This is a genomic window from Deinococcus humi (genome assembly GCF_014201875.1).
Taxonomy (GTDB): domain Bacteria; phylum Deinococcota; class Deinococci; order Deinococcales; family Deinococcaceae; genus Deinococcus; species Deinococcus humi.
In genome coordinates, this window is sequence record NZ_JACHFL010000002.1 from 72,245 (window position 1) to 93,153 (window position 20,909).

At 64.9% G+C, this 20,909-nt stretch carries 22 protein-coding genes; 11 read left to right on the plus strand and 11 right to left on the minus strand.

The window, feature by feature from the left end:
- Positions 1–69: 69 nt before the first annotated feature.
- Positions 70–345 carry a DUF2171 domain-containing protein gene (locus HNQ08_RS03975; RefSeq protein WP_184127816.1) on the minus strand — a complete coding sequence of 92 codons (276 nt, stop codon included), beginning with the start codon at positions 343–345 and terminating at the stop codon, positions 70–72.
- Positions 346–480: 135 nt separating this feature from the next.
- Here HNQ08_RS03975 and HNQ08_RS03980 point away from each other — a divergent pair, with 135 nt between their 5' ends.
- Positions 481–1,131 (plus strand): DNA-3-methyladenine glycosylase, encoded by a 651-nt coding sequence (locus HNQ08_RS03980; RefSeq protein ID WP_184127817.1) that lies wholly within the window; start codon positions 481–483, stop codon positions 1,129–1,131.
- Here HNQ08_RS03980 and meaB read toward each other — a convergent pair.
- The 4 genes from meaB to HNQ08_RS04000 all read right to left on the minus strand — a co-directional run bounded on the left by meaB (position 1,118) and on the right by HNQ08_RS04000 (position 5,491).
- Positions 1,118–2,062 carry a methylmalonyl Co-A mutase-associated GTPase MeaB gene (meaB, locus tag HNQ08_RS03985; RefSeq protein ID WP_184127818.1) on the minus strand — a complete coding sequence of 315 codons (945 nt, stop codon included), beginning with the start codon at positions 2,060–2,062 and terminating at the stop codon, positions 1,118–1,120. The two genes, HNQ08_RS03980 and meaB, sit on opposite strands and share 14 nt — an antisense overlap.
- A 69-nt stretch (positions 2,063–2,131) precedes the next feature.
- Complete coding sequence (locus HNQ08_RS03990) at positions 2,132–2,932, minus strand: VOC family protein (RefSeq protein ID WP_184127819.1); 801 nt, start codon at positions 2,930–2,932, stop codon at positions 2,132–2,134.
- Positions 2,933–3,004: 72 nt separating this feature from the next.
- On the minus strand, positions 3,005–5,152 hold the full coding sequence (scpA, locus tag HNQ08_RS03995) for a methylmalonyl-CoA mutase (RefSeq protein WP_184127820.1): 2,148 nt from the start codon (positions 5,150–5,152) through the stop codon (positions 3,005–3,007).
- An 84-nt stretch (positions 5,153–5,236) separates the two neighbouring features.
- Complete coding sequence (locus tag HNQ08_RS04000) at positions 5,237–5,491, minus strand: hypothetical protein (protein ID WP_184127821.1); 255 nt, start codon at positions 5,489–5,491, stop codon at positions 5,237–5,239.
- Between the two features lie 138 nt (positions 5,492–5,629).
- Between HNQ08_RS04000 and HNQ08_RS04005 the strand changes: the two genes are divergently transcribed.
- On the plus strand, positions 5,630–5,884 hold the full coding sequence (locus HNQ08_RS04005; RefSeq protein WP_184127822.1) for a hypothetical protein: 255 nt from the start codon (positions 5,630–5,632) through the stop codon (positions 5,882–5,884).
- 23 nt (positions 5,885–5,907) lie between these two features.
- On the opposite strand, the gene csaB is transcribed toward HNQ08_RS04005, so the two are convergent.
- The gene (gene csaB / locus HNQ08_RS04010; protein WP_184127823.1) at positions 5,908–6,882 is read right to left on the minus strand and encodes a polysaccharide pyruvyl transferase CsaB; all 975 of its coding nucleotides are present in this window, start codon (positions 6,880–6,882) and stop codon (positions 5,908–5,910) included.
- The gene (locus tag HNQ08_RS04015) at positions 6,879–8,765 is read right to left on the minus strand and encodes a DUF5693 family protein (protein WP_229789765.1); all 1,887 of its coding nucleotides are present in this window, start codon (positions 8,763–8,765) and stop codon (positions 6,879–6,881) included. Before HNQ08_RS04015 ends, csaB begins: the two co-directional genes overlap by 4 nt.
- A 242-nt stretch (positions 8,766–9,007) precedes the next feature.
- Between HNQ08_RS04015 and miaB the strand changes: the two genes are divergently transcribed.
- Entirely contained in the window at positions 9,008–10,387 is a 1,380-nt protein-coding gene (miaB, locus tag HNQ08_RS04020) for a tRNA (N6-isopentenyl adenosine(37)-C2)-methylthiotransferase MiaB (protein ID WP_184127824.1), read from the plus strand.
- Positions 10,388–10,465: 78 nt separating this feature from the next.
- Here the strand turns inward: miaB and HNQ08_RS04025 are convergent, their stop codons facing one another.
- Entirely contained in the window at positions 10,466–10,939 is a 474-nt protein-coding gene (locus HNQ08_RS04025; RefSeq protein WP_184127825.1) for a hypothetical protein, read from the minus strand.
- A 332-nt stretch (positions 10,940–11,271) separates the two neighbouring features.
- On the opposite strand from HNQ08_RS04025, the gene HNQ08_RS04030 reads away from it, so the two are divergent.
- The 3 genes from HNQ08_RS04030 to HNQ08_RS04040 all read left to right on the plus strand — a co-directional run bounded on the left by HNQ08_RS04030 (position 11,272) and on the right by HNQ08_RS04040 (position 15,227).
- Complete coding sequence (locus HNQ08_RS04030) at positions 11,272–12,984, plus strand: ABC transporter substrate-binding protein (RefSeq protein WP_184127826.1); 1,713 nt, start codon at positions 11,272–11,274, stop codon at positions 12,982–12,984.
- Between the two features lie 160 nt (positions 12,985–13,144).
- Positions 13,145–14,167 carry an ABC transporter permease gene (locus HNQ08_RS04035; protein ID WP_184127827.1) on the plus strand — a complete coding sequence of 341 codons (1,023 nt, stop codon included), beginning with the start codon at positions 13,145–13,147 and terminating at the stop codon, positions 14,165–14,167.
- A gap of 31 nt (positions 14,168–14,198) precedes the next feature.
- On the plus strand, positions 14,199–15,227 hold the full coding sequence (locus tag HNQ08_RS04040) for an ABC transporter permease (protein ID WP_184127828.1): 1,029 nt from the start codon (positions 14,199–14,201) through the stop codon (positions 15,225–15,227).
- Positions 15,228–15,315: 88 nt separating this feature from the next.
- Here HNQ08_RS04040 and HNQ08_RS04045 read toward each other — a convergent pair whose 3' ends face one another.
- Positions 15,316–16,155 carry a VOC family protein gene (locus HNQ08_RS04045; RefSeq protein ID WP_184127829.1) on the minus strand — a complete coding sequence of 280 codons (840 nt, stop codon included), beginning with the start codon at positions 16,153–16,155 and terminating at the stop codon, positions 15,316–15,318.
- A gap of 57 nt (positions 16,156–16,212) precedes the next feature.
- Entirely contained in the window at positions 16,213–17,151 is a 939-nt protein-coding gene (gene hemC, locus HNQ08_RS04050) for a hydroxymethylbilane synthase (protein WP_184127830.1), read from the minus strand.
- A gap of 260 nt (positions 17,152–17,411) precedes the next feature.
- On the opposite strand from hemC, the gene HNQ08_RS04055 reads away from it, so the two are divergent.
- From HNQ08_RS04055 to HNQ08_RS04065, 3 genes are all read left to right on the plus strand, one after another.
- The gene (locus tag HNQ08_RS04055) at positions 17,412–17,987 is read left to right on the plus strand and encodes a PaaI family thioesterase (RefSeq protein WP_184127831.1); all 576 of its coding nucleotides are present in this window, start codon (positions 17,412–17,414) and stop codon (positions 17,985–17,987) included.
- A complete protein-coding gene (locus HNQ08_RS04060) occupies positions 17,984–18,427 on the plus strand; it encodes a hotdog fold thioesterase (RefSeq protein WP_184127832.1) in 444 nt (147 codons plus the stop codon). Before HNQ08_RS04055 ends, HNQ08_RS04060 begins: the two co-directional genes overlap by 4 nt.
- Before the next feature lie 322 nt (positions 18,428–18,749).
- Positions 18,750–19,334: a YcjF family protein gene (locus HNQ08_RS04065; protein WP_184127833.1), complete on the plus strand. Its 585-nt coding sequence runs from the start codon at positions 18,750–18,752 to the stop codon at positions 19,332–19,334.
- A 22-nt stretch (positions 19,335–19,356) separates the two neighbouring features.
- On the opposite strand, the gene HNQ08_RS27275 is transcribed toward HNQ08_RS04065, so the two are convergent.
- A complete protein-coding gene (locus HNQ08_RS27275; protein ID WP_184127834.1) occupies positions 19,357–19,749 on the minus strand; it encodes a hypothetical protein in 393 nt (130 codons plus the stop codon).
- 35 nt (positions 19,750–19,784) lie between these two features.
- Here HNQ08_RS27275 and HNQ08_RS04075 point away from each other — a divergent pair, with 35 nt between their 5' ends.
- Together HNQ08_RS04075 and HNQ08_RS04080 are read left to right on the plus strand one after the other, a co-directional pair.
- The gene (locus tag HNQ08_RS04075; RefSeq protein ID WP_184127835.1) at positions 19,785–20,348 is read left to right on the plus strand and encodes a DUF402 domain-containing protein; all 564 of its coding nucleotides are present in this window, start codon (positions 19,785–19,787) and stop codon (positions 20,346–20,348) included.
- A 47-nt stretch (positions 20,349–20,395) separates the two neighbouring features.
- Positions 20,396–20,893 carry a PaaI family thioesterase gene (locus HNQ08_RS04080; protein WP_184127836.1) on the plus strand — a complete coding sequence of 166 codons (498 nt, stop codon included), beginning with the start codon at positions 20,396–20,398 and terminating at the stop codon, positions 20,891–20,893.
- Positions 20,894–20,909 lie beyond the last annotated feature (16 nt).

The following is a 20,909-nucleotide window of genomic DNA, read 5'->3' on the forward strand; positions in this document are numbered from 1 at the left end:
CCAACACGGTCAGTGGTTGGCAAAGCAAAAGGCGGCAGATCACTCCGCCGCCTGTGGTGTGCGCTGTCGTTACTTCATCGCTTCTTCGCGGGTCACATTGAGGTAGACCGCCACGTCGTCCATGCTTTCCACCTGCGAGAGCGGAACGTAGTGGTGCTGGCCGTCGCTGCTGTCGCTCCTGGTCAATTTGACTCTGTCGCCTTCCAGGTGATCCACCGTGCCGACATGCTCGCCATTGTTGTCCTTGACCTGCATGTGCTCGCCGCCCTGGTCCAGACGCGCCTTGAGGTCCTTGGCAATGCGTTCGGTGATCTGGCCAGCGTCTGCGTTCTGGTTCTGTGTCATGACTCCAGGCTAGGCCGGGGGCATGACCGGCAGATTGGCGTGGGCGTTAGAGAACATTGAGATACAGAAATTCCTTTCCCGGTTGCGTAAGCGTCCACGCACAGCCCAGCGCACCTGCCCCCTAGGCTGGCACCCATGCGGTCTGCCCAGCCCAAGATCGATCACGCCCACGCCCTGAGATCCGACTTTTTCGCCGGTGATCCGGTGGCGGTGGCGCGTGCATTGATCGGCGCGGTGCTGGTGCGCGTCTTGAAGGACGGCGTGATACTTGCGGCCCGCATCGTGGAGACCGAGGGCTACGACTGCCCACGCGATCCCAGCTGCCACGTGATCGCTCGGCTGCCCGGCGCGGCGGGGGCGATGGGCGGCGAGCCGGGGCGCGTCTACTTTCATTTCGCCTACAGGCAGCCGCTGCTGAACGTCGTGTGCCGCCCCACGGGCATCCAGGCGTCCATCCTGATCCGGGCCGTTCAACCCCTGCTGGGCGAGGAGAGGATGCGCGAGTTGCGGCCCGTCAGACGTTCCCTTGACCTCAGCAACGGTCCCGCCAAGCTGGTCACGGCGCTGGGCCTGACCGGGGAATTGGGGGGGCAGCCCATTGACAGCCCCTCCTTCTACATCGTGCCAGGACAAACCCAGCCGGACTCGGCAGTTGAAATTACGTCCCGCGTGGGCCTGCGCCGGGGGGCGGACTTGCCGTGGCGTTTCCTGATGCGGGGCAATCCCTGGGTCTCGCCGGGAACACCAAGTGCGGGCACGACAGAAGCAGGACTTAACGGGTTGTGAGGACGGCCACGCCCTGAATCGCTGTGAGCTGCCCGGCCTCCACCTCGGCCCGCAGGGTCTGGAGCTGCTGTCTGTCCAGCCCTGCGCGGAACAGTCGCCAGGCGGCCTCGCGCAGTAACTCGTCGAACCACTGGGCGGTCTGAGCGCGGCGTCTGCCTGCCACGTCCACCTCCTGCACGTAGTCCAGCACTGCCGCCCAGACCTCCGGCACGCCCTCGCCAGTCAGGGCAGATGCCCGCAGGGCGCGGGGCCGCCAGGGGGCGTCGTGTGGGGTCAGGAGGTTCAGGGCCGCACGCAGTTCAGTCTGGGCACGCACCGCCGCCTTGGGAGCGCTATCGGCCTTATTCACCACACACAGGTCAGCCAACTCCATGATGCCGCGCTTGATCCCCTGCAGTTCGTCACCCGCGTTGGGCAGCGTGAGCAGTACGAACAGATCGGTCATGGCGGCAACCTGGGTCTCGCTCTGGCCCACGCCCACAGTTTCCACCAGCACCACGTCGTGGCCCGCCGCCTCGCACAGCGTGATGGCCTCGCGGGTGCGCCGCGCCACCCCACCCAGGTTGCCGCCCGCCGGACTGGGCCGGATGTAGGCGCCCGGGTGAACGGTCAGCCGGGGCATGCGGGTCTTGTCGCCCATGATTGAGCCGCCCGTGCGGGCACTGCTGGGGTCTACCGCCAGCACCGCCACCCGGTGACCCGCCTCGGCCAGGTGCAGGCCCAGCGCCTCAATAAAGGTGGACTTCCCTACCCCCGGGACTCCGGTCAGGCCCACACGAATGGACTTCCCAGCGTGCGGCGCAACGTCTGAGAGCAACTGCTGGGCCTGCGCCTCGTGATCGGCGCGCGTGGACTCGCTCAGGGTGATCGCGCGGGCCAGCGCGCGGCGGCTGCCGGCCAGCAAAGGCTCGGCTAGGGGATGGGCGGACATACGGCCATCATAGAGAAAGCCCCACCAGTGCGGCAGGGCCATCGGGGCGAATCACTTCGTATCCGGGGACTAGCGGCCCGCAGGTTGTGGATTCATGACCGAGAAGACGGCGCCCGCCGGATCGGTCAGCACGGCCATACGGCCAAATTCCATATCGAAGGGGGCCACCAGCACCTTGCCGCCGCTGCGCTCTGTCACCTGGGCGGCCTGATCCACATCCTCGGTGTAGAAGTAGACCATCCAGCCCCCCGCATCCACCGCCTCCCAGTTCTGGGCGTGGCCCGACACGCCCGCGAAGCCCGTTTCGCCGTGCATGAGCTGATGGTAGTCCGCGCCGGGAAGCTGCTGAGCGTCGGCCTTCAGGAGCTGACCGTAGAACGCAGTGGCCGACGCTGCATCATGGGTGTTGACCTCGGCCCAGACCAGGCGGCCCGGGCCGTTGTGCGCCGCGAAGCCGCCGTGCTGATCGTCCTCCCACAGCCCGAAGTTCGCTCCAGCGGGATCGGCAAACGTGGCGAGGCGGCCCTGATCGCCGATCTGCATGGGCCCGGCCAGCAGTTGCCCGCCCAGAGCTCTCGCCCGGCTGATGTCGGCTTCCAGATCCTCGCTGGCGAAATAGACCGTCCAGGCACTCCGTGTCCCCGGCGCTGAATACGGAGGCATCGGGCTGATGCCTGCGGCCTTGTTCCCGTGCAGGTGCGCGTTGGCGTGACCTCCGTATTCCTCAGAAATCTGGTATTCCCAGCCAAACAGGGCGGCATAGAATTGCCGACTCTCCTCTGGGTGGGGTGAATCCAGATCGGCCCAGATCGGTTCTCCGGCAGGAATGGGCGACGGCGTGACGGGCGTGAGCGTCTGGGGCTGGGACATGGATTGTGCCTCCTGTTGGATTGGGCTTCAACAGCAGCTTAAGCCACAATCGTCTTTCTGTCAAGAGCGTAATTAATTGGGCCCATTCCGTTCTCGCAGCAGCCGTAGCACCTCGTGTGCGCTGGTCAGAATGGGGGTACCAGGGCCGAAGATGCCCGCCACGCCCGCCTCCTGCAGGGACGCGTGGTCCTGCCGAGGAATCACGCCGCCCGCGATCACCAAAATGTCGTCCGCCTCCTGATCCTTCAGGGCAGCGATCAGTTGTGGAATCAGCGTCCTGTGGCCTGCGGCCTGCGAGCTGACGCCGATCACGTGCACATCGTTCTCCACGGCCTGCCGCGCGGCCTCCTCGGGCGTCTGGAACAGTGGGCCCACATCCACGTCAAAGCCCAGATCGGCGAAGCCAGTGGCAATAACCTTTGCCCCCCGGTCGTGGCCGTCCTGGCCCATCTTGACCACCAGCATGCGCGGGCGGCGGCCCTCGGCCTCGGCAAACGCTTCAATGTCGTGTTGCAGCGCGGCGAAACCCTCGTCCCCCACGTATCCCTGAGCGTAGACGCCGCTCAGGGTACGGACCTCGGCGGCGTGACGGCCCCAGACCCGCTCCAACGCCTCCGAAACCTCGCCCACCGTGCAGCGCGCGCGCATGGCCTCCACCGACAGGGCCAGCAGGTTGCCGCTTCCCGTGCGGGCGGCGTCCTCCAGCGCGTCCAGCGCCGACTGGACGGCCTGTGGATCACGTGCGGCCCGCACCTGTTCCAGTCGTCGGATCTGCGACTCGCGCACGGCGTCGTTGTCGATGTCCAGCAGCTCCACAGAGGTCTGCTCCGGGGGCTGGTACTTGTTGACGCCCACGATCACGTCCTCACCCCGGTCAATGCGGGCCTGCTTGCGGGCGGCACTTTCCTCGATCCTCAGTTTGGGAATCCCGGCCTCGATGGCCTTGGCCATGCCGCCCAGTTCTTCGACCTCACGCATCAGTTCGCGGGCCTTCTCGGCCAGGTCGAAGGTGAGCCGTTCCATCAGATACGAGCCGCCCCAGGGGTCCACGACGTCCGGGATGCCGGTTTCCTCCTGAATCAGCAATTGCGTGTTGCGGGCAATCCGCGCCGAGAATTCGGTGGGCAGACCAATCGCCTCATCGAAAGCGTTGGTGTGCAGGCTCTGGGTGCCGCCGAATACGGCCGCCATCGCCTCGATCGCCGTGCGCACGACGTTGTTGTACGGGTCCTGCTCGGTCAGGGACCAGCCAGAGGTCTGGCAGTGCGTCCGCAGCGCGCGGCTCATCGGATTCTTCGGCCCGAAGCCGGCCATGATCTCGTCCCACAGCAGACGGGCGGCGCGCAGCTTGGCGACCTCGGTGTAGAAGTTCATGCCGATGGCGAAGAAGAAGCTCAGCCGGGGGGCAAAGGCGTCCACGTCCAGCCCCCGCTGGAGCGCCGCCCGCACGTATTCCAGGCCGTCAGCCAGGGTGTAGGCCAGCTCCAGCGCGGCATTCGCGCCCGCCTCCTGCAGGTGGTAACCGCTGATGGAGATGGAATTGAAGCGCGGCATCTTCTCGGCCGTGAAGGCGATGATGTCGGCCACGATCCGCATGGACGGTTCAGGTGGGTAGATGTAGGTGTTGCGAACCATGAACTCTTTGAGGATGTCGTTCTGGATGGTACCGGAGAGCTGCTCCAGGCTGGCCCCGCTCTCCTGCCCAGCCACGATGTATCCGGCCAGAATGGGCAGTACCGCGCCGTTCATGGTCATGGACACCGACATCTGGTCCAGGGGAATGCCATCGAAGAGGAGTTTCATGTCCTCCACGCTGTCGATGGCGACGCCGGCCTTGCCCACGTCGCCCACCACGCGCGGGTGGTCCGAGTCGTAGCCCCGGTGCGTGGCGAGATCGAAGGCCACCGACAGCCCCTTTTGTCCGGCAGCCAGATTGCGGCGGTAAAAGGCGTTGCTCGCCTCGGCGGTCGAGAAGCCTGCGTACTGCCGGATCGTCCAGGGCCGCGCCGCGTACATGGTGGCGCGTGGGCCACGCGTGTAGGGCGGCAGGCCGGGCAGGGTGTCGGCGGCTCCTTCGGGCAGATCGGCGCGGGTGTACAGCGCCTTAAGGGTCAATCCTTCAGGGGTAACGCGGTTCAGGGTCTCGGGTTCCGCGCCCCTCAGATCCTTGCGGGCCAGCGCCTTCCAGGCGTCCAGCTTGGGTGTGTCTTGCTCGATCATGCTCTTCAGCCTCCGTGTGGGGTCATGATGCCACGCGTGGGCCTAACGAGCGTTAGGAGGACCCTGAGACGTTCGGGGCACAGCTCACCTTCCCTCTGCGACCGCCTGGGTCAGGGCTTCCTCGATCCCGCGTCCCCGCCAGCCGGTTTCCAGGGCCTGGGCCTCGCTTCCATTCCATACCAGATGCGCGCCAATCACGGCCCCCCCGGCAATCGCCAGGGCAGCGGCCCTGACCTGCTCCAGCGGTGCGTCGGGGCACAGGCGGGCGGCGGCGCTTCGCAGGGTGGGGGCCAGCGGCAGGGGAGGGCGGGTCACGCGGACACGGGCAGGCAGGCTCACCTCCACAGGGTACACATTCGGCTTAAAAGGAGGAACGGGTGTGAAATTCTGCGCTGTGCCGCACGCCGTTTTGAATCCGAATACAATGCTTGCCGATGACCGATAGACCAGGATCCACCGGATGAGGACGTACCACCGATGCGCGCGCTAGCGTGGTTGTTGACCGTCGTGCTGTTCGCCTTCGCGCTGGGGATGGCCGTGCTGACCCTGGGAGCCTTCGCCTCCCTGGGTTCTGCCGCGCCGCTGTGGCTGCGCTCGGTGGGGAGCCTGGAACACGCCATGAGCGCTCAGCTCGGGCTGTCCAGCCTGACCAATTTTGCGCGCGCCCTGGGCCTGGCTGTGCTAACCAGCGCCCTGGCCGGGCTGGCGGCCTACGTCAAGCCGAGGGCCTGAGACGGCGCTGATCGGGCCAGCCCTTAGCTCAGCGCCTGACTGAAGCTGTGTGCGGCGCGCAGTTTCATATCCTCAAGAGCGTTCCAGTCCGGGGTGACGCGGCGGAGCGCCTCGTCCACCAGGGCCGCCGCTGGCGGCGGAACAGGATGGCTGGGGGCGCCCGCGTCGGTGCAGAAGCCCCGGACCTTGGGATCGTAGGCGACGCCGGAAAACGGCGTGCCGGCGGCGGCAGCCAGAATCACGGCGTGCAAACGCACACCGATCACGTAGCCGCTGCGGGCGATGGCGTCCAGTGCCGTTTGCGGGTCACGGGTGCTGACGACCACATTGGCCCCCAGCGCGTGTGCGGCCACGTCGTCGTGGTCTGGCATGAAGCTCAGGGCCGTGACATGCCGCCCGGCGCGGCGCAGCTGGAGGGTCACGTCCCGCAGCGGTTCCAGCGCCTCTGTGACGTCCCCGCGCGGGGCGATGATGACGCTCCGCAGGTCTCGCGTCAGCTCCGGCGTGGGCGTCAGCAGCAGGGCCGGATCGCCGCCCAGTTCGCCTTTCAGGCCCAGACCCTCCAGGGTCTCCAGACTGCCCGCATCCCGCACGATGATCCGCAGACCAGTCAGGGCGGCGGCCACCTTGCGCCCGCCCTCCGGCGACAGCGGGCCGACGCTCTGGTTGAAGATCACCACGCGCTTGCCCAGGAAGCGGGCCAGCCGGATCACGCCCAGGTAGTAGCTCAGCGTCCGGGCACTCGTCTTGTCCTGAAGCAGGCCGCCGCCCCCGCTGAGCAGAACGCTTGAACGGGCCACCGCCGCGAGCAGCGGCCCCGGCTTCATGCGCGCCGCTGCCTCGCTGCCGAAGGCCTGGGCCGATTCCTGGGGCGTGTTCGAGAGCAGCAGCGGCGTCATGCCGCGCTTGCGGATCTCGCGTGTGATCGCCAGGGCAATTGCCTCGTCGCCGGTGTTGCCGAAGCCGTAATAGCCGCTGACGGCCACCCGGCGGGTCACGCCTGGCCTCTGGAGCCAGCGCCCGCGCTCAGGCGCGGCGAGCCGTAGGTGTTCCACAGCCGCATCCCGGACCTCAGCACCCAGATGGCGATGACGCCCAGCAGCAGCCCCAGCCCCAGCCCGATGAACACGCGGGCTGCGCTGATCAGCAGCGGCGTGTGAAAGTGCGAGAAGGTGTTCAGGATGCTGGATTGCCCCACCACCCCCGCCAGGATCAGCAGGCCGCTGAAGTAGCCGGGCAGCGTGCCGCTCAGCCCCAGCACCGCCAGCGGATGTGCGGCGATCTCCTTGAAGCGCGGACGGATGATCGAGTCCTGCACCTCGCGCCGCAGGGACGCCTCGAATTCGCTGGCCGAGCCGCCGGTGGCGTTGCCGCGACGCTCATAGACCAGCGACAGCAGGATCAGCCCCAGGCCCATCACGGCTACGTCACCCAACCGAATGGGTGCGGCGTAGATGTCGGCGGCGGTCTTGCGGATGTCCTGGCGTGGCAGAAAGCTCAGGGCCACCAGCAGCAACGGCAGCAGCAGGGTCAGGCCCACCCCCCGGAACGGTTCGAGGCCCAGCGTGCTCTCACGGCTGGCCCCCAGCGCCGAGACGAACAGCACCCCCACTAGACTCAGGCCAGTGGCCAGGAACCAGTCGGTGACCTTTGAGCGTCTCAGGACCAGCCCCAGCGCCGGGAAGCTCACGGCGGCCACCAGCGCGGCGCTCTCGAAGGGGTGCAGGGTGTTCAGGCCGAATGCCAGCAGCGCCACCACGCCCGCCGCGATCACGCCCAGCCTGGCCAGCGGGAAGCTCAGGCCTAGCAGCAACAGCGCGGCCAGCGGCCCGATCATGCTCAGCGCCTTCAGCACCGGGCTGGGGGTAAAGAAACCCACCTGCGGGGCTGCCAGCTTCACGCCGGAACGCTTCAGCAGTTCCTGGGTGCGGCCCAGCATGGCCTCGGTCTCGTTGATGGTGGGGTAGGGGCGCAGGTACAGCAGCCGCATGCCTCGCTCGCGGGCGGCCAGATTGTACTTGCTCGCCACGTCCAGCGGCTCCAGCTGGTTCTGGTAGCTGGGGGCCAGCGCGAACAGCCGCACCCCACCGTGCGTCTCCACCAGTTCCTCCAGCCCGTCCTGAATGTTGCCCTCGATGATGGCGGGCAGGCGGTTGCCCATCGCCTTGTCCACCTGCGCCAGCAGTTCCGGCGTGCGCGCCCCGATCACCTCATCGCCGGTGAAGGCGATGAACGGCACGTCCGGCCAGTCCGCGCCCACCTTCGCCGTCGGCACCGCGTCGTCCTGATAGGGCCGGTAGACCAGCACCATGCCCTGCTCCTTGAAGTCGCCCACCGCCGCCGTGTCCGGCCCAGCAGGCAGGAAACGCGGGTCACTGGGCCACTCGACCCAGGTCTGGCCCCCGATGGTCACCTCACGCGTGGGGATGGTGTAGCGGTTTCGCAACGCCTCAGCAATGGCGGGCGTGGCGGTTTTCATGTACACGGCGTTGGTCCTGACCTGCTGCCCCGGAAAATCTGCCGCCAGATCCGCGCCGCTTTTCAGGTACAGCTCGCCGCGCTGCTCCAGGCTGGCGACGGTGTCCTCGTACAGCGCCAGACCATTGACGCCCAGCGCCTTGTACCGGTCCAGCAGCGCCTGCGGCTCCAGACCAAAGCGGCGGGCCTGAACCACCAGCGCCGGGTAGTCCATGACCAGGGCTGCCGTCTTCTGCGCCTGCTCGAACTGCACGCGCTGGAACGCCAGCAGGAGTGCCGGAATGAGCGACAGCGCCACCAGGCCCAGCAACAGCGGGGTCCAGGGATGACGGGTGGCGGGCGGCAGTGACGCGGGTGAGAGCGGGGCAGGCTGGTGGAATGGGGCGCGGTTCGGGTCGGTCACAGGCACATCCTAGCGGCGTGGTGGGGTGGGGGAGGGGAAGCGAGCCAGAAACGCGGCATCCTAGCGCCTGTCCCGGCCGGGGCACGTCAGCCGAAGGGTGGAGGGGTGGGAGCGCCGTGTCCGCTACTGGTTCCTGGAGCGTGGCCGTGAACACCACGCGCTACAATCCGTCGTCACGCCTGATTCGGGGCGCGAGAAAGGCCGCAGAATCCATCTGTCAGGCTGAGAGGAGAACTCAAGACATGAAGGCACACATGATCACCTACGGGTGTCAGATGAACGAGTACGACACGCACCTGGTCCAGTCGCAACTGGTCAGCTTCGGTGCGGATCTAGTGGAGAGCATCGACGAGGCCGACTTCGTGCTGGTCAACACCTGCGCTGTGCGCGGCAAGCCGGTCGACAAGGTCCGCAGCCTGCTGGGGCAACTGCGCAAGACCAAGGCGCAGCGCCCGCTGGTGGTGGGCATGATGGGCTGCCTGGCGCAGCTGGAAGAGGGCCAGCAGATGGCCCGCAAGTTCGAGGTGGACGTGCTGTTGGGGCCAGGGAGTCTGTTGGACATCGGCGCGGCGCTGGAGAGCAATGGGCGCTTCTGGGGCCTGCAATTCAAGGACGAGTTGCACGAACACATCCCCCCGCCGCCCACGGGCCGGCTGCAGGCGCACCTGACCATCATGCGCGGCTGCGACCACCACTGCACGTACTGCATCGTGCCCACCACGCGCGGCCCTCAAGTGAGCCGCTCGCCCGATGACATTCTGAGAGAACTGGACCTGCAACTCGCGGCGGGGGTGCAGGAAGTCACGCTACTGGGCCAGAACGTCAACGCTTACGGCGTGGACGGCGGGGCGAGGCTGGCGGGGTACCCCTCGTTTGCCGATCTGCTGCGGCTTGTGGGCCGTAGCGGCGTGAAACGCATCAAGTTCACCACCAGCCACCCGATGAACTTCACGGAGGACGTGGCCGCCGCAATGGCCGAAACGCCCGCCGTCTGCGATTTCGTTCACCTGCCGGTTCAGAGTGGCAGCAACCGCGTCCTGCGCCGCATGGCCCGTGAGTACACGCGCGAGAAATACCTGGGCCACATCGCCGACATCAAGAAGCATCTGCCAGACGTGGTTCTCGCCACCGACATCATTGTGGGCTTTCCTGGCGAGACCGAGGAAGACTTCCAGGAGACCCTCAGTCTTTACGACGAGGTCGGTTACGACAGCGCCTACATGTTCATCTACTCGCCGCGTCCCGGCACACCAAGCTACAAGCACTTTGCGGACCTGCCGCGTGAACTGAAGACCGAGCGACTACAGCGCCTGATCGTCAAGCAGAAGGAATGGAGCAAGCTGCGCAACGCCACCAAAGTCGGCACGGTGCAGGAAGTTCTGCTGCGCGGCGATGCCCACAGCGAAGGATTCCTGGAGGGCCATACGCGTGGCAACCACCCCACCGTCGTGCCTAAGGCGTTCGGCGCGGAGGGCGCGGGCGTGTACCCGGTTCTTATCGACCACAGTACCCCACACATGCTCTATGGCCGCCTGCTGGGCGCCGACGGCCAACCGCTGCCCGAGATTCCGCGGCTGGAGCCACAGGCGGCGGCGTTGAGCAGTCCACTGCAGATGGCCTGACACAGTTTTCACGGTGCCCTCTCCCTTCGGAGGGGGCCTTTTCTTAGGCTCCGCTGTCCGTCCGCCCGGATGGAGCGGTTACTTGATGTTCACCTGGAAGGCCGGAATCTTCACCTGGATGGTGCGGAAGCCGTCCGGCCCGGTACCGTTGGACGCCAGTTTGACATTGACGCTGGCCTGAGCCTCCAGCGTGCGGAGGCCAGTCTCCTGCGGGAACTCCACCACGGCCTGGATCTGCTCGCCGATATTCCACGGCTTGGGCGGCAAGTACGACGCCACGCACACCTGAAACTGGCCATATTTCAGGTCTGGTTGTCCGGTCTTGGCGGTGTCCAGCACGCTCAGGCTGAAGGGCCTGGGGCAGTCATTTTTCAGCAGCAGGTCATATGGACCGCGGTTGACCAGCGTGACCGTCAGCAGCCGCCCATTGACGCTGACGCCGGAGCTGATCTGGGTCTGTGGCAGCGTGACGCGTGGGGCGCATGACGTGGCGGCCAGCGCCAGGCCCGCCAACAGAAGACGTGGAGACAGCAGATGGGGAAGGCGAAACATGACGTTCAGCGTAACAGCCTGCGTCTGAGAAAGTGCCCTGACAGCGCCTTCCTGTTTGAGAGTGGAAACCATCCCACTCAAGCCATTTTCAGCCTGGGGTGACGTATAAAACCATCAACCATCCCGGACCGGGACTTGTATGTCCTTGACGGATGCGTCACGCCATGCTCCTCCACTATCTTAAGCGGATGCTGGCCAAGTTCACACTAAGTAGGATGACCTACGCTATGATGCGTACGTTCAAACTCTAGACAGGTGACAAGGCCGGGCAATTCGACCTTTGTGTTCTTTTTTTGACCCACCCCACCCGTCAACCCCCTTACGGAGGCCCCATGAAGAAATTAGTCACGCTTAGCTCGTTGCTCCTTGTTTCCGCCGCGCTCGCCGCGTCCCCTGCCGATACGCTGGTCATTCAATCAGCGGGCGACGTGCCCACTATGGACCCCGGCGTGACCTACGACACCGCCTCCTCGGCGCTCGTGGACAACATGTACGAGACGCTGCTCACCTATGACGGCGCCAGCCTGACCAAGCTGGTGCCGCTGCTGGCCACCAAATGGACGATCAGCAACGCCGGCAAGACCTACACCTTTGACCTTCGCAAGAACGTCAAGTTCCACAGCGGCGCCACCATGACCTGCGCTGACGCCGAATATACCTTTGAGCGCAATCTGGTGACAAACAGCGGCGCGAGTGGTAACTGGTTCCTGGCCGAGGCCCTGACTGGCAGCCAGAGCAACGCGGCCGATGACAAGAGCGTGACCTGGGCCAAGATTGACAAGTCCGTGGAGTGCAACAACAACGGGCAACTCGTCTTCACGCTGCCCGCCGTGGACCCCGCCTTCCTGGCGAAGCTGGCTTACACCGGCCAGGCCATCGTGGAAAAGGCCTACAGCGCCAAGATCGGCGAATGGGACGGCACCGAGAAGACCTGGAAGGACTGGATCGGCAAGGACTTGACCGGCAGTGAACTGAGCAAGAAACCCAACGGCACCGGTCCCTACAGGCTGGTCCGTAATGACGCCAATAATCACCTGTTTCAGGCTTTTGACGGCTACTGGGGCAAGAAGCCTGCCATCAAGAACGTGATCCGTCAGAAGGTGCCGGAACTGGCCGCCCGCCAGCAGGCGCTGCTGCGTGGGGACGCCGACATCATTGAGGGTGCGGGCCGCGCAGTAGATGAGGCGCAGATCAAGGGCAAGCCCGGCGTGACCTGGGTGGATGATCTGCCCAACACCAGCGCTACCGCGATCTTCATGAACGAGAACATCAAGGGTACCGGTCTGCTGGGCAGCGGCAAGCTGGACGGCAAGGGCATTCCGGCCAATTTCTTCAGCGACGTGAATGTGCGCCGCGGTTTCTCGTACGCCTTCGACTATCAGGGCTACATCAAGGACGTGCAGAAGGGCAAGGGAGCGCAGCGCACGGTGTTGCTGCCCGATTCCTTCCCCGGCTATGATCCCAAGATCAGCAAGTACACCTTCGACGCTGCCAAGGCCACTGAATACTTCAAGCGCGCCTGGGGCGGCCAGCTGTGGAAGAACGGCTTCGTTCTGACGGCCAACTATCGTGCCAACACCCCCGCATCGCAGACCGCGATGGAAATCCTGAAGAAGAACATCGAGGCGATCAATCCCAAGTTCCGCGTGAACATTCAGGCCAAGCAGTGGTCCGAAATGCTGGCCGATTCCAAGAAGGGCGAGGAAGCCATGATCCTGATCGCTTGGGCGCCTGATTACGCCGACGCCGACAACTTCATGTACACCTTCTACGCCAGCGACGGCTACTACAGCCCGCGTGCCAACTGGAAAGATGCCAGCGTGGACAAGTGGCTCAAGCAGGCCCGTAGCACAGTGAACGTTGCCGAGCGCAACCGTCTGTACAGTCTGGTGGGCAAGCGCGCCTACGAACAGGCCCCATTCATCTTGGTTCCCGCTCCTGTGGCTTACCAGTTCCAGAGCAGCCGCGTCACCGGTGAGGGGCTGACCAAGGCCACCTTCAACCCCATGACCTCGCTGTACTGGAAGGGCTTGACCAAGAAGTAAGCGTTCTTCTCTGTGACCTGAAAGGTTCCAGGAGCGGTAACGCCGATGGGGAAGGGCGGGGCGACCACGAACGCGGGTTGCCCCGTCCCCCTTTTGTTTTTGCTCGGGTTCATGCTGCAGATACCTTCATGCGCCTTCCTCCCTATAAACTGAGGCCCAAATGCTTAACTTCACTCTCCGGCGACTGATCCAGATCCCACTGGTCATGCTCGTCCTTTCCGTTATCGTCATTGGCCTCACGCAACTACTCACCCCGGAACAACGCGCCGCGCCGTACATCCGCAGCGAGCAGCAGGCCGCGCGCATACAACAGATCATTGACGAGCGTGGGTTGCGCGATCCCTTTCCCGTCCAATATGGGCGCTGGTTTTCCAACATCGTCAAGGGCGATCTGGGCTTTTCCAAGGCCAGCAACAAGGATGTGGTGGCCACAATTGCCGAGCGCCTGCCCAACACCATTGAACTGGCGCTCCTGACCGCCATTCCCATTCTGCTGCTCTCAGTTTGGCTGGGGACGTTAAGCGCGCTGCACAAGGATCAGCTGATCGACCAGATCTTGCGGGTGGTGGTGGTCCTGGGCTACAGCTTGCCAACTTTCGTGCTGGGGATCGTGTTGCTTGCTGTATTCTACGCCTATCTGGGCTGGTTACCCGGCGCGGGGCAACTGGACATCCTGAACCAGTTCGCGGTCGGTGACATGAGACGCTACACCGGCATGATGACGGTGGACGCCGCCCTGAACGGACGCTGGGATATTGCCTGGGACGCGCTGCGTCACATGATTCTGCCCGCCGTGACCCTGCTGATCGTCCTGAGTGCCAACCTTGTCAAGGTGATGCGAAACAGCATGCTGGAAGTGCTGACCAGCGACTACGTCCGTACCGCCCGTGCCAAGGGGCTGGCTCCTGGGGTGGTCAATGGCAAGCACGCCCGTCGCAACGCTCTGCTGCCCATCATCACGCTGGGCGGCTTTCTGATCATCAACCTGCTGGCCGGTTCGGTCATCACCGAGACCATCTTCGCGTATCCGGGTATCGGTCAGTGGTTCGTGCAGGCAGCCCTGCAACTCGATATTGCCGGGGTGCTTGGCTTTACCCTGCTCTCGGCGCTGCTGGTGGTCGTCATGAGCACGGCGGTGGATATCCTGTACGGTGTGATCGATCCCCGCGTGAGGTTTCACTGATGTTCCCCTCTAAAACCACCTGGAGGCCTGTATGACGACCACTTCCTCGGCTCCCATTGCCATCGAGAAACGCGGCTCCTTTCAGATGTTCTGGACCAGTCCGGCCATGCGGAAGATGCGGCGCAACCCACTGGCCATCGGCGGGCTGATCATCACCCTGCTATTCGCGTTGCTGGCGCTGTTCGCCCCCCTGGTGGCCAGACCCACCGGCAACTGCCTGCGCGATCTGGGCATGACCAGCCAGAATCAGGTGTACAACCCGCTGGGGGCACCCTTCTGGCAGGCTGTTTTTGCGCCGCCAGCCTCCTGTTACAAGATTGAACGGCTCAGCTTCGCGCAGGAACCCGTTCCCCCAAATTCGATCCCCGGTGCCACTGCGCCTTTCGGCACGGTGAACGGCTACAACATTTTCTACGGACTGGTCTGGGGAACGCGCACCGCGCTCAAGATGGCCTTCATCATCGTGGGCATCACGCTGGCTGTGGGCGTGCTGATCGGGGCCATCAGCGGCTTTTACGGCGGCTGGATCGACAACCTGATTCAGCGGTTCATTGACGTGCTGTTCGCCATGCCGGGGCTGGTGCTGACGGTGGTGATCCTGACCATCCTGCGGGCCAAGAATCCCGGGGGTGATCCCACCTGGCCGATTATCCTGGCGTATTCGGTGGCGGGCTGGGCTGGGTACGCCCGCGTGATTCGTGGGGACGTGCTTAAGACCCGGCAACTGGAATACGTAGACGCCGCCCGTGGCCTGGGTGCCCGCGACCTGCGGATGATCCTCAAACACGTTGTTCCCAATAGCGTGACCACCGTCTTCACCATTGCCGTGCTGGACCTGGCAACTGTGCCGCTGGGCATCGCCGCTCTGAGCTTCCTGGGCCTCGGCTTTGAGCCGGGGTACTCCGAATGGGGGCAACTGGTCGACTTTGCCCGCGCGTGGCTGAAGCCTGATTATTGGTATGTGCTGGTCTTTCCCGCCGCCTTCATCATTCTGTTCAGTCTGGCCTTCAACCTGTTCGGCGACGGTCTGCGCGACGCGCTGGATCCCAAGACGAGATAGGTCGACTGGCAGTGGTGCGCGGTGTCCGGGCTTTCAGTTCCCGAACACCGCGTACTTTTTCTTGTCTGTTGGGGTGTCGCCCAGCGGGTCAGCCCGCAACAAATTCAAACACGTGTCCTTCCGGATCACGAACCGCCAGCCCCTTTTCGTCCTGCACCGACAGCAGCCCAGCCGCCGCCACTAGATCGGCCACCGCGTTCACGTCGGCGTAGAAGCGGACCAGCGCGTGGTCGCCGCCCAGCATATCGGCCAGCCCCACCTGCGGGTCCCAGGCATACAGCCATCTCCTCGGCGTGCCGTTGCCGTCCGGCTCGCTCTGCGGACCCAGCGTGAACTGGGCGAAGTCACGGTCCTCCTGCTCCTTGGCGAAAGCGAAGCCGTAGGCGCCCGGTAGGCGCTTCTTCATGGCAGAGTAATCGCCAAAGGCCAGGGCCACCTCGCGCAGTCCCATTACCGGCAGGGCGTGGGCGGGGCGCGCCATGGGCTGGGGCGGAAAGTGCGGTTGCCGCGTATCCTCCCGGTTCACGCCGCGCAGTTCCAGGCCGTGCCCGAACGGGTCAAAGAAGTACAGCGTCCAGTCTGGCCGGTCCTCCGTGCCCAGGTTGATTTCTTGCCATTCCAGTCCGTGAGCGTCCAGCAGTCCCTTGCTGGGTTCCAGGTCGCTGGGGTCGATCTGCCAGGCGTAGTGGAGGTGTGATGCCCCACGTGGCCTCAGGGAAGCCAGGCGGTCATCGTTGTTTTGCCGTGTGATCGGCTGCCACAGCGTCAGGGTCTGGTGCGGATTGACCGTGAATTCGGCCACGCCCACCGCCTCGTCGTGGCGGATCAGTTCCAGGCCCAGAACCTGTGAGTAAAAGCGCACGCCGCGCGCCAGATGATTGACTTCCAGCGTCAAGCCCGCCAGATCAAGGATAGGAGAGGGGGTCATCCCTGCATTTGAGCGCAGGCCGCCCCTCCCAGTTCGCTGGCGGGATTCAGGGATTCTTCAGGCGATCTGCTGGTGTGCGGCGTCCACAAGCGCCTGCGCTCCCTGCCCCAGCGTGTCGGCGGCCAGCTCCGCACCCAGGTCAGCGCACTCTGCCACGTCACCGCTGGTGGTGGCGCGGATCACCTGCGAGCCGTCCAGCGCAGCAACCCAGCCTTCCAGCGTCAGAATGCCGCCCTTGACCGTGGCGTGTGCGCCCACCGGAGCCATGCACCCCGCGCCCAGCCCCGCAAGGAATTCACGTTCGGCGGTGATGCGGTCATCGGTCGTGTGGTCGTGGATGGCGTAGGCAACCTCTACCGTCAGATCGTCATCGGCGCGGGTCTCCAGGGCCAGCGCGCCCTGACCGGGGGCGGGCAGCATGATGTCCGGCTCGATGAACTCGTCGATGCGGTGGCGCATCTCGGTGCGGATCAGGCCGGCGGCGGCCAGGATGATCGCGTCATATTCGTCAGAGGCCAGCGCCGCCAGCCGGGTGTCGATGTTGCCGCGCAGTCCCACGACTTGCAGGTCCGGGCGGAAGGCTTTCAGGAACGCCTTGCGGCGCACGCTGCTGGTGCCGACGCGCGCGCCGTGGGGCAGCTCCGAGAGACGCTTCATGCCCTCCTTCCCGATCAGGACGTCGCGGGCATCCACCCGTTTGGGAATGGAGGCCACTTCCAGTTCCTCGGGCTGTGCGGTGGGCAGGTCCTTGAGAGAATGCACCGCAATATCAATGCGCTTGGCGAGCAGGGCGTCCTCGATCTCCTTGATCCAGAAGCCCTTGTCGCCCTCCTTGGCCATTGAGATCAGGCTGGCGCGGTTGCGATCCCCTTTGGTGGCGATGGTCTGAATCCGGAAATCCGTTTCAGGCCACTCTTCTTTGAGCCGGGCCACCACCCAGTGGGTCTGTGCCAGCGCCAGCGTGCTGCCGCGCGTTCCTACCGTCACCGTCCGCATAACCTGGGCAGTATAGGGGTTGGGGGCGGCTCACGCCTACGCGTTTTGTCCTTCATCTCCGCAGTGCCAGGGTGATCAGCCTGCCGGGGTCCAGCGTTGGAAGGACGCTGAGCGTGACTGGAGCGGACCTGAAAGGCCCACGGTCAGCAAGCAAGCTCAATCTTCCCCCGGCTCGCAGATCCGCCCTATGGTATCTGCAGGAACACGCCGGGCAGCGCTTCAGCAGCATAGGCGGCAAGGCAAGACCAGCAAGGAGTCATATGACCCAGACTGAACACCCTTCGGCCCACTCCGGTGCCCCCAAGCGCACCCGTACCTACACCTGGCAGGACCCGCTGATCGGCGCGGACGCGGCACCCGGCCTGAGTGGGCTGGATTACCTGCGCGGCATGGCCCGGGGCGATTTTCCTCCCCCACCTATTGGACAGACGCTGGGGTTCAGCATCGGCAGCCAGGAGGATGTGCAAAAAGGAAGGGTGGTCTTTCGGATGCGCCCCGAGGAATTCCATTACAACCCGATCGGCAGCGTCCACGGCGGCGTCTATGCCACCCTGCTGGACTCGGCGCTGGGCTGCGCGATCCACACCATGTTGCCCGCCGGGGTGGGCTACACCACCCTGGATCTGGCGGTGAAGTACCTACGTCCGCTGCGAATGGGTATGGCCGAGGTCCGCGCAGAGGCTGACGTGATCAGCGTGTCGCGTCAGATTGCCACCGCCAGCGCACAGATCGTCGATCAGGCAGGCAAGGTCTACGCCACGGCCACCACCACCTGCCTGGTGTTGCGTCCCACCGCACCCATACCCTCTGCCCTACAGCAGGAGACGAACCTATGAGTGATGCAAAAAATCAGGCTGCCGCCCTGACTGAAGAGTGGAGCGGTCAGGGCACACTTGTGGAACACCTGGGCATCACATTCAGTGAGGCCAGCGGAACGCGGGTGGTGGCACAGATGCCGGTCGAAAGCCGCGTGCACCAGCCGTTCGGCCTGCTGCATGGGGGAGCAAGTGTGGTGCTGGCCGAAAGCGTGGCCAGCACGGGCGCGTACTTGAACGTCAAGGACCGGGGCATGGTGGCGGTGGGGCTGGAAATCAATGCCAACCACCTGCGCGGGATAGCTTCCGGAACGGTCACGGCCACGGGCACGCCCATCTTCCAGGGCCGGACCACCGAGGTGTGGAACGTCGAGATCGCCGACGAGCGCGGCAAGCTGATCTGCATCTCGCGCTGCACGCTGGCGATTATCCCAAGGCCGCAGGAGAGACAGCCGGGCTGATTGTCCTGCATGGGCGCGGCCACCGCTCCGGTCCTGTGGGCGCAGGAGCACGCGCCTGTCAGCGGTCTGTCCGGTGCTCCCTCTGCTGCCGGCGGATCACGTGTCTTAGGTGTGCCCGCCACCTGTCAGAAAAATGTGATGGGCCGGAACTAGGCTGATCTGGAGCGGTGCACTCCACCCCTCATCCTTCCCTCCCTGGACACGTCACCCCCCGGCGTGTCCTGATTTCTTGCCGTGTCAGTTGGACGCAATCCCTCGCGAAGGTGGACGGGCGTTCACCCGTGACTCACGCGCGCCCCGTCACTGGGAGTACACTCGCCCCATGTTGCCCCCGCTGGTCAAGCAGGTTCTCGACAACTTCAACTTCGACATCGACTCGGACCGGAGTCGCGAAGACAATGTCGATGAGGTCATCAAGAGCGCGGCGTTGTTGTCCGGCGCGGTGGCCATAGAGCCTATTCCCTTCGCGGACATTCTGGTAATCACGCCGGTGCAGGCCAAGATGGTGCTGCACATCGGCAAAATCTACGGCTTCGACATTACGCCCGAGCGGGCGCGTGAGATCGTGCAGGAACTAGGGGTCACGGTGGCCTACGGCGTGGCGGCGCGGCAGGTCATGCGCGGCCTGGCAAAACTGGCGCTGCCCGTGATTGGGGGCATCATCACCGCGCCCGCCGTGTACGGCTGGACCTTCGGGCTCGGCCGGGTGGCGCAGAGTTACTTCGAGCGCAAGAGCCTGGGACTGCCCGACAGCCGCAAGGAGCAGGTCAAAGTCATCCAGGAGGCCAAACAGCAGTCCCGCAAGGTTCTGCCCAGCGCTCAGGATTTCACGGACCTCGCCAGCGAACTGCGCCGCCGCGCCGAGGAGAAGAACAAGAGCCAGGGTGGACCGAACGGCCCCAACTGAGGCCTGAAATCACAGGAGCAGGTTAATCTCTGGGCCAGCGAAAGACCCGGCCATCGCCCAGCGTGAGCGTCACGGTGGCCGGGTCTTTCCCCGGATCGCGGATCACGCAGGTCCGCGTTTCGGGCGGGGGATCGCCCACGCCGCTCTCGAAGCCGCTGACGCTGCGGCATGGGCCACTGGCATTCTGCTCGCCGTCCCCGATCACGTCGGCGGCAATCGCCACCTGCCGCACGTATTCCTCGAAGCGCACCGGATCGGAGGCCAGCAGGCGCGTGGCTTCGGCCTGACGCATGGTTTCGGCACTTTGCCGCTGACGTTCGGCCTCGGCCTGACGGAGGGCGGGAACGGCCCACAAGGCGCTCAGCAGCACGATCAGCACCACGGCGGGCCATAGGCGGCGGACGAAGGGGCTCACGCCCGTATCCTAACCAAACGGCTACTCTGGGGAGCGTGAAGCGCAAAACCTTTGATCTCCGGCCCTGGGCGCGGGTCACGCAGTCCACCCAGACGGTGCTGGCGGTGCCAGGGTACGTGATCGTGGATTTCACGGCCCAGAGCGTGATTCGTCCGCTGGAGGTGACCAGACCTGGAACCACCGTCTGTCACCTGATCCTCGACGACGGTTACCGCTGGATTCGCTGTCACCCCACCGGCACGGGCGAGGGTATGATGGGCGCAGCTCTGACCGTGCAGCTGAACGCGGTGGGCCAGCCGGTTCAGTTCTACGTGGACATTCATGGTGGAGAGGGCGTCAGCGAAGACGGTCTGCCGTGGCACGACGATCTGTATCTGGACGTGGTGGGCGATCCCGAGGAAGAGGACCCCTGGACCGTGGCCGCCACCGAGATCATCGATGCTGACGAGTTGGACGAGGCGGTAGTGGCCGGGCTGGTCACGCCGATCCTGGCCGCGCAGACCTGGGAACATGCCCACCACATTGAGACGGAGCTGCGGGCGGGAACCTACTCGCCAGTGCAAGTGCTGCGCCGCTATGTGGAAGACCCGTATACTTGAAGCCAGAACTTGAACTCGGTTCAAAATCCAATTCCCAGAGGTCTTGCATGCCCGAATCCACGCTCCTTCCCACTCTGCCCCCGCAAGCTGTACAGGCTGTTCAGGCCGCGTTGCACGCTATTCCCATGAACGCCACTGTGGGCGTGACCATCACCGACGTCGGCGTGGGCTGGGCCACGGGCAAGTGTGCCGATACGCCCGCCTTTCACAACCATCTGGGGACCATCCACGCTGGAGCGCAGTTCTTGCTGGCCGAGGCGACGAGCGGAGCCGCTTTCGCTGGAGCCTTTGCGGCCCAGATCGCCGGGGGTGTTCCACTGATCGAGCGGTTGGACACACATTACGTGGGCCGCGCCCGCGGTGGCCTGAGCGCCACGGCACAGGCGCGGGCCGAGGAACTCCCCGCCGCACTGGAAACCTATGCCCGGGACGGTAAGGCCCGGCTGACCGTCGATGTCACCGTCCGTGACGGCGAGGACAAGGCAGTGATGCGGGCGGTGGCGCACTGGTATCTGCGCTCCATGGCCACCATCCGGGGGAATTGAGAAAGACGGAAGAAGC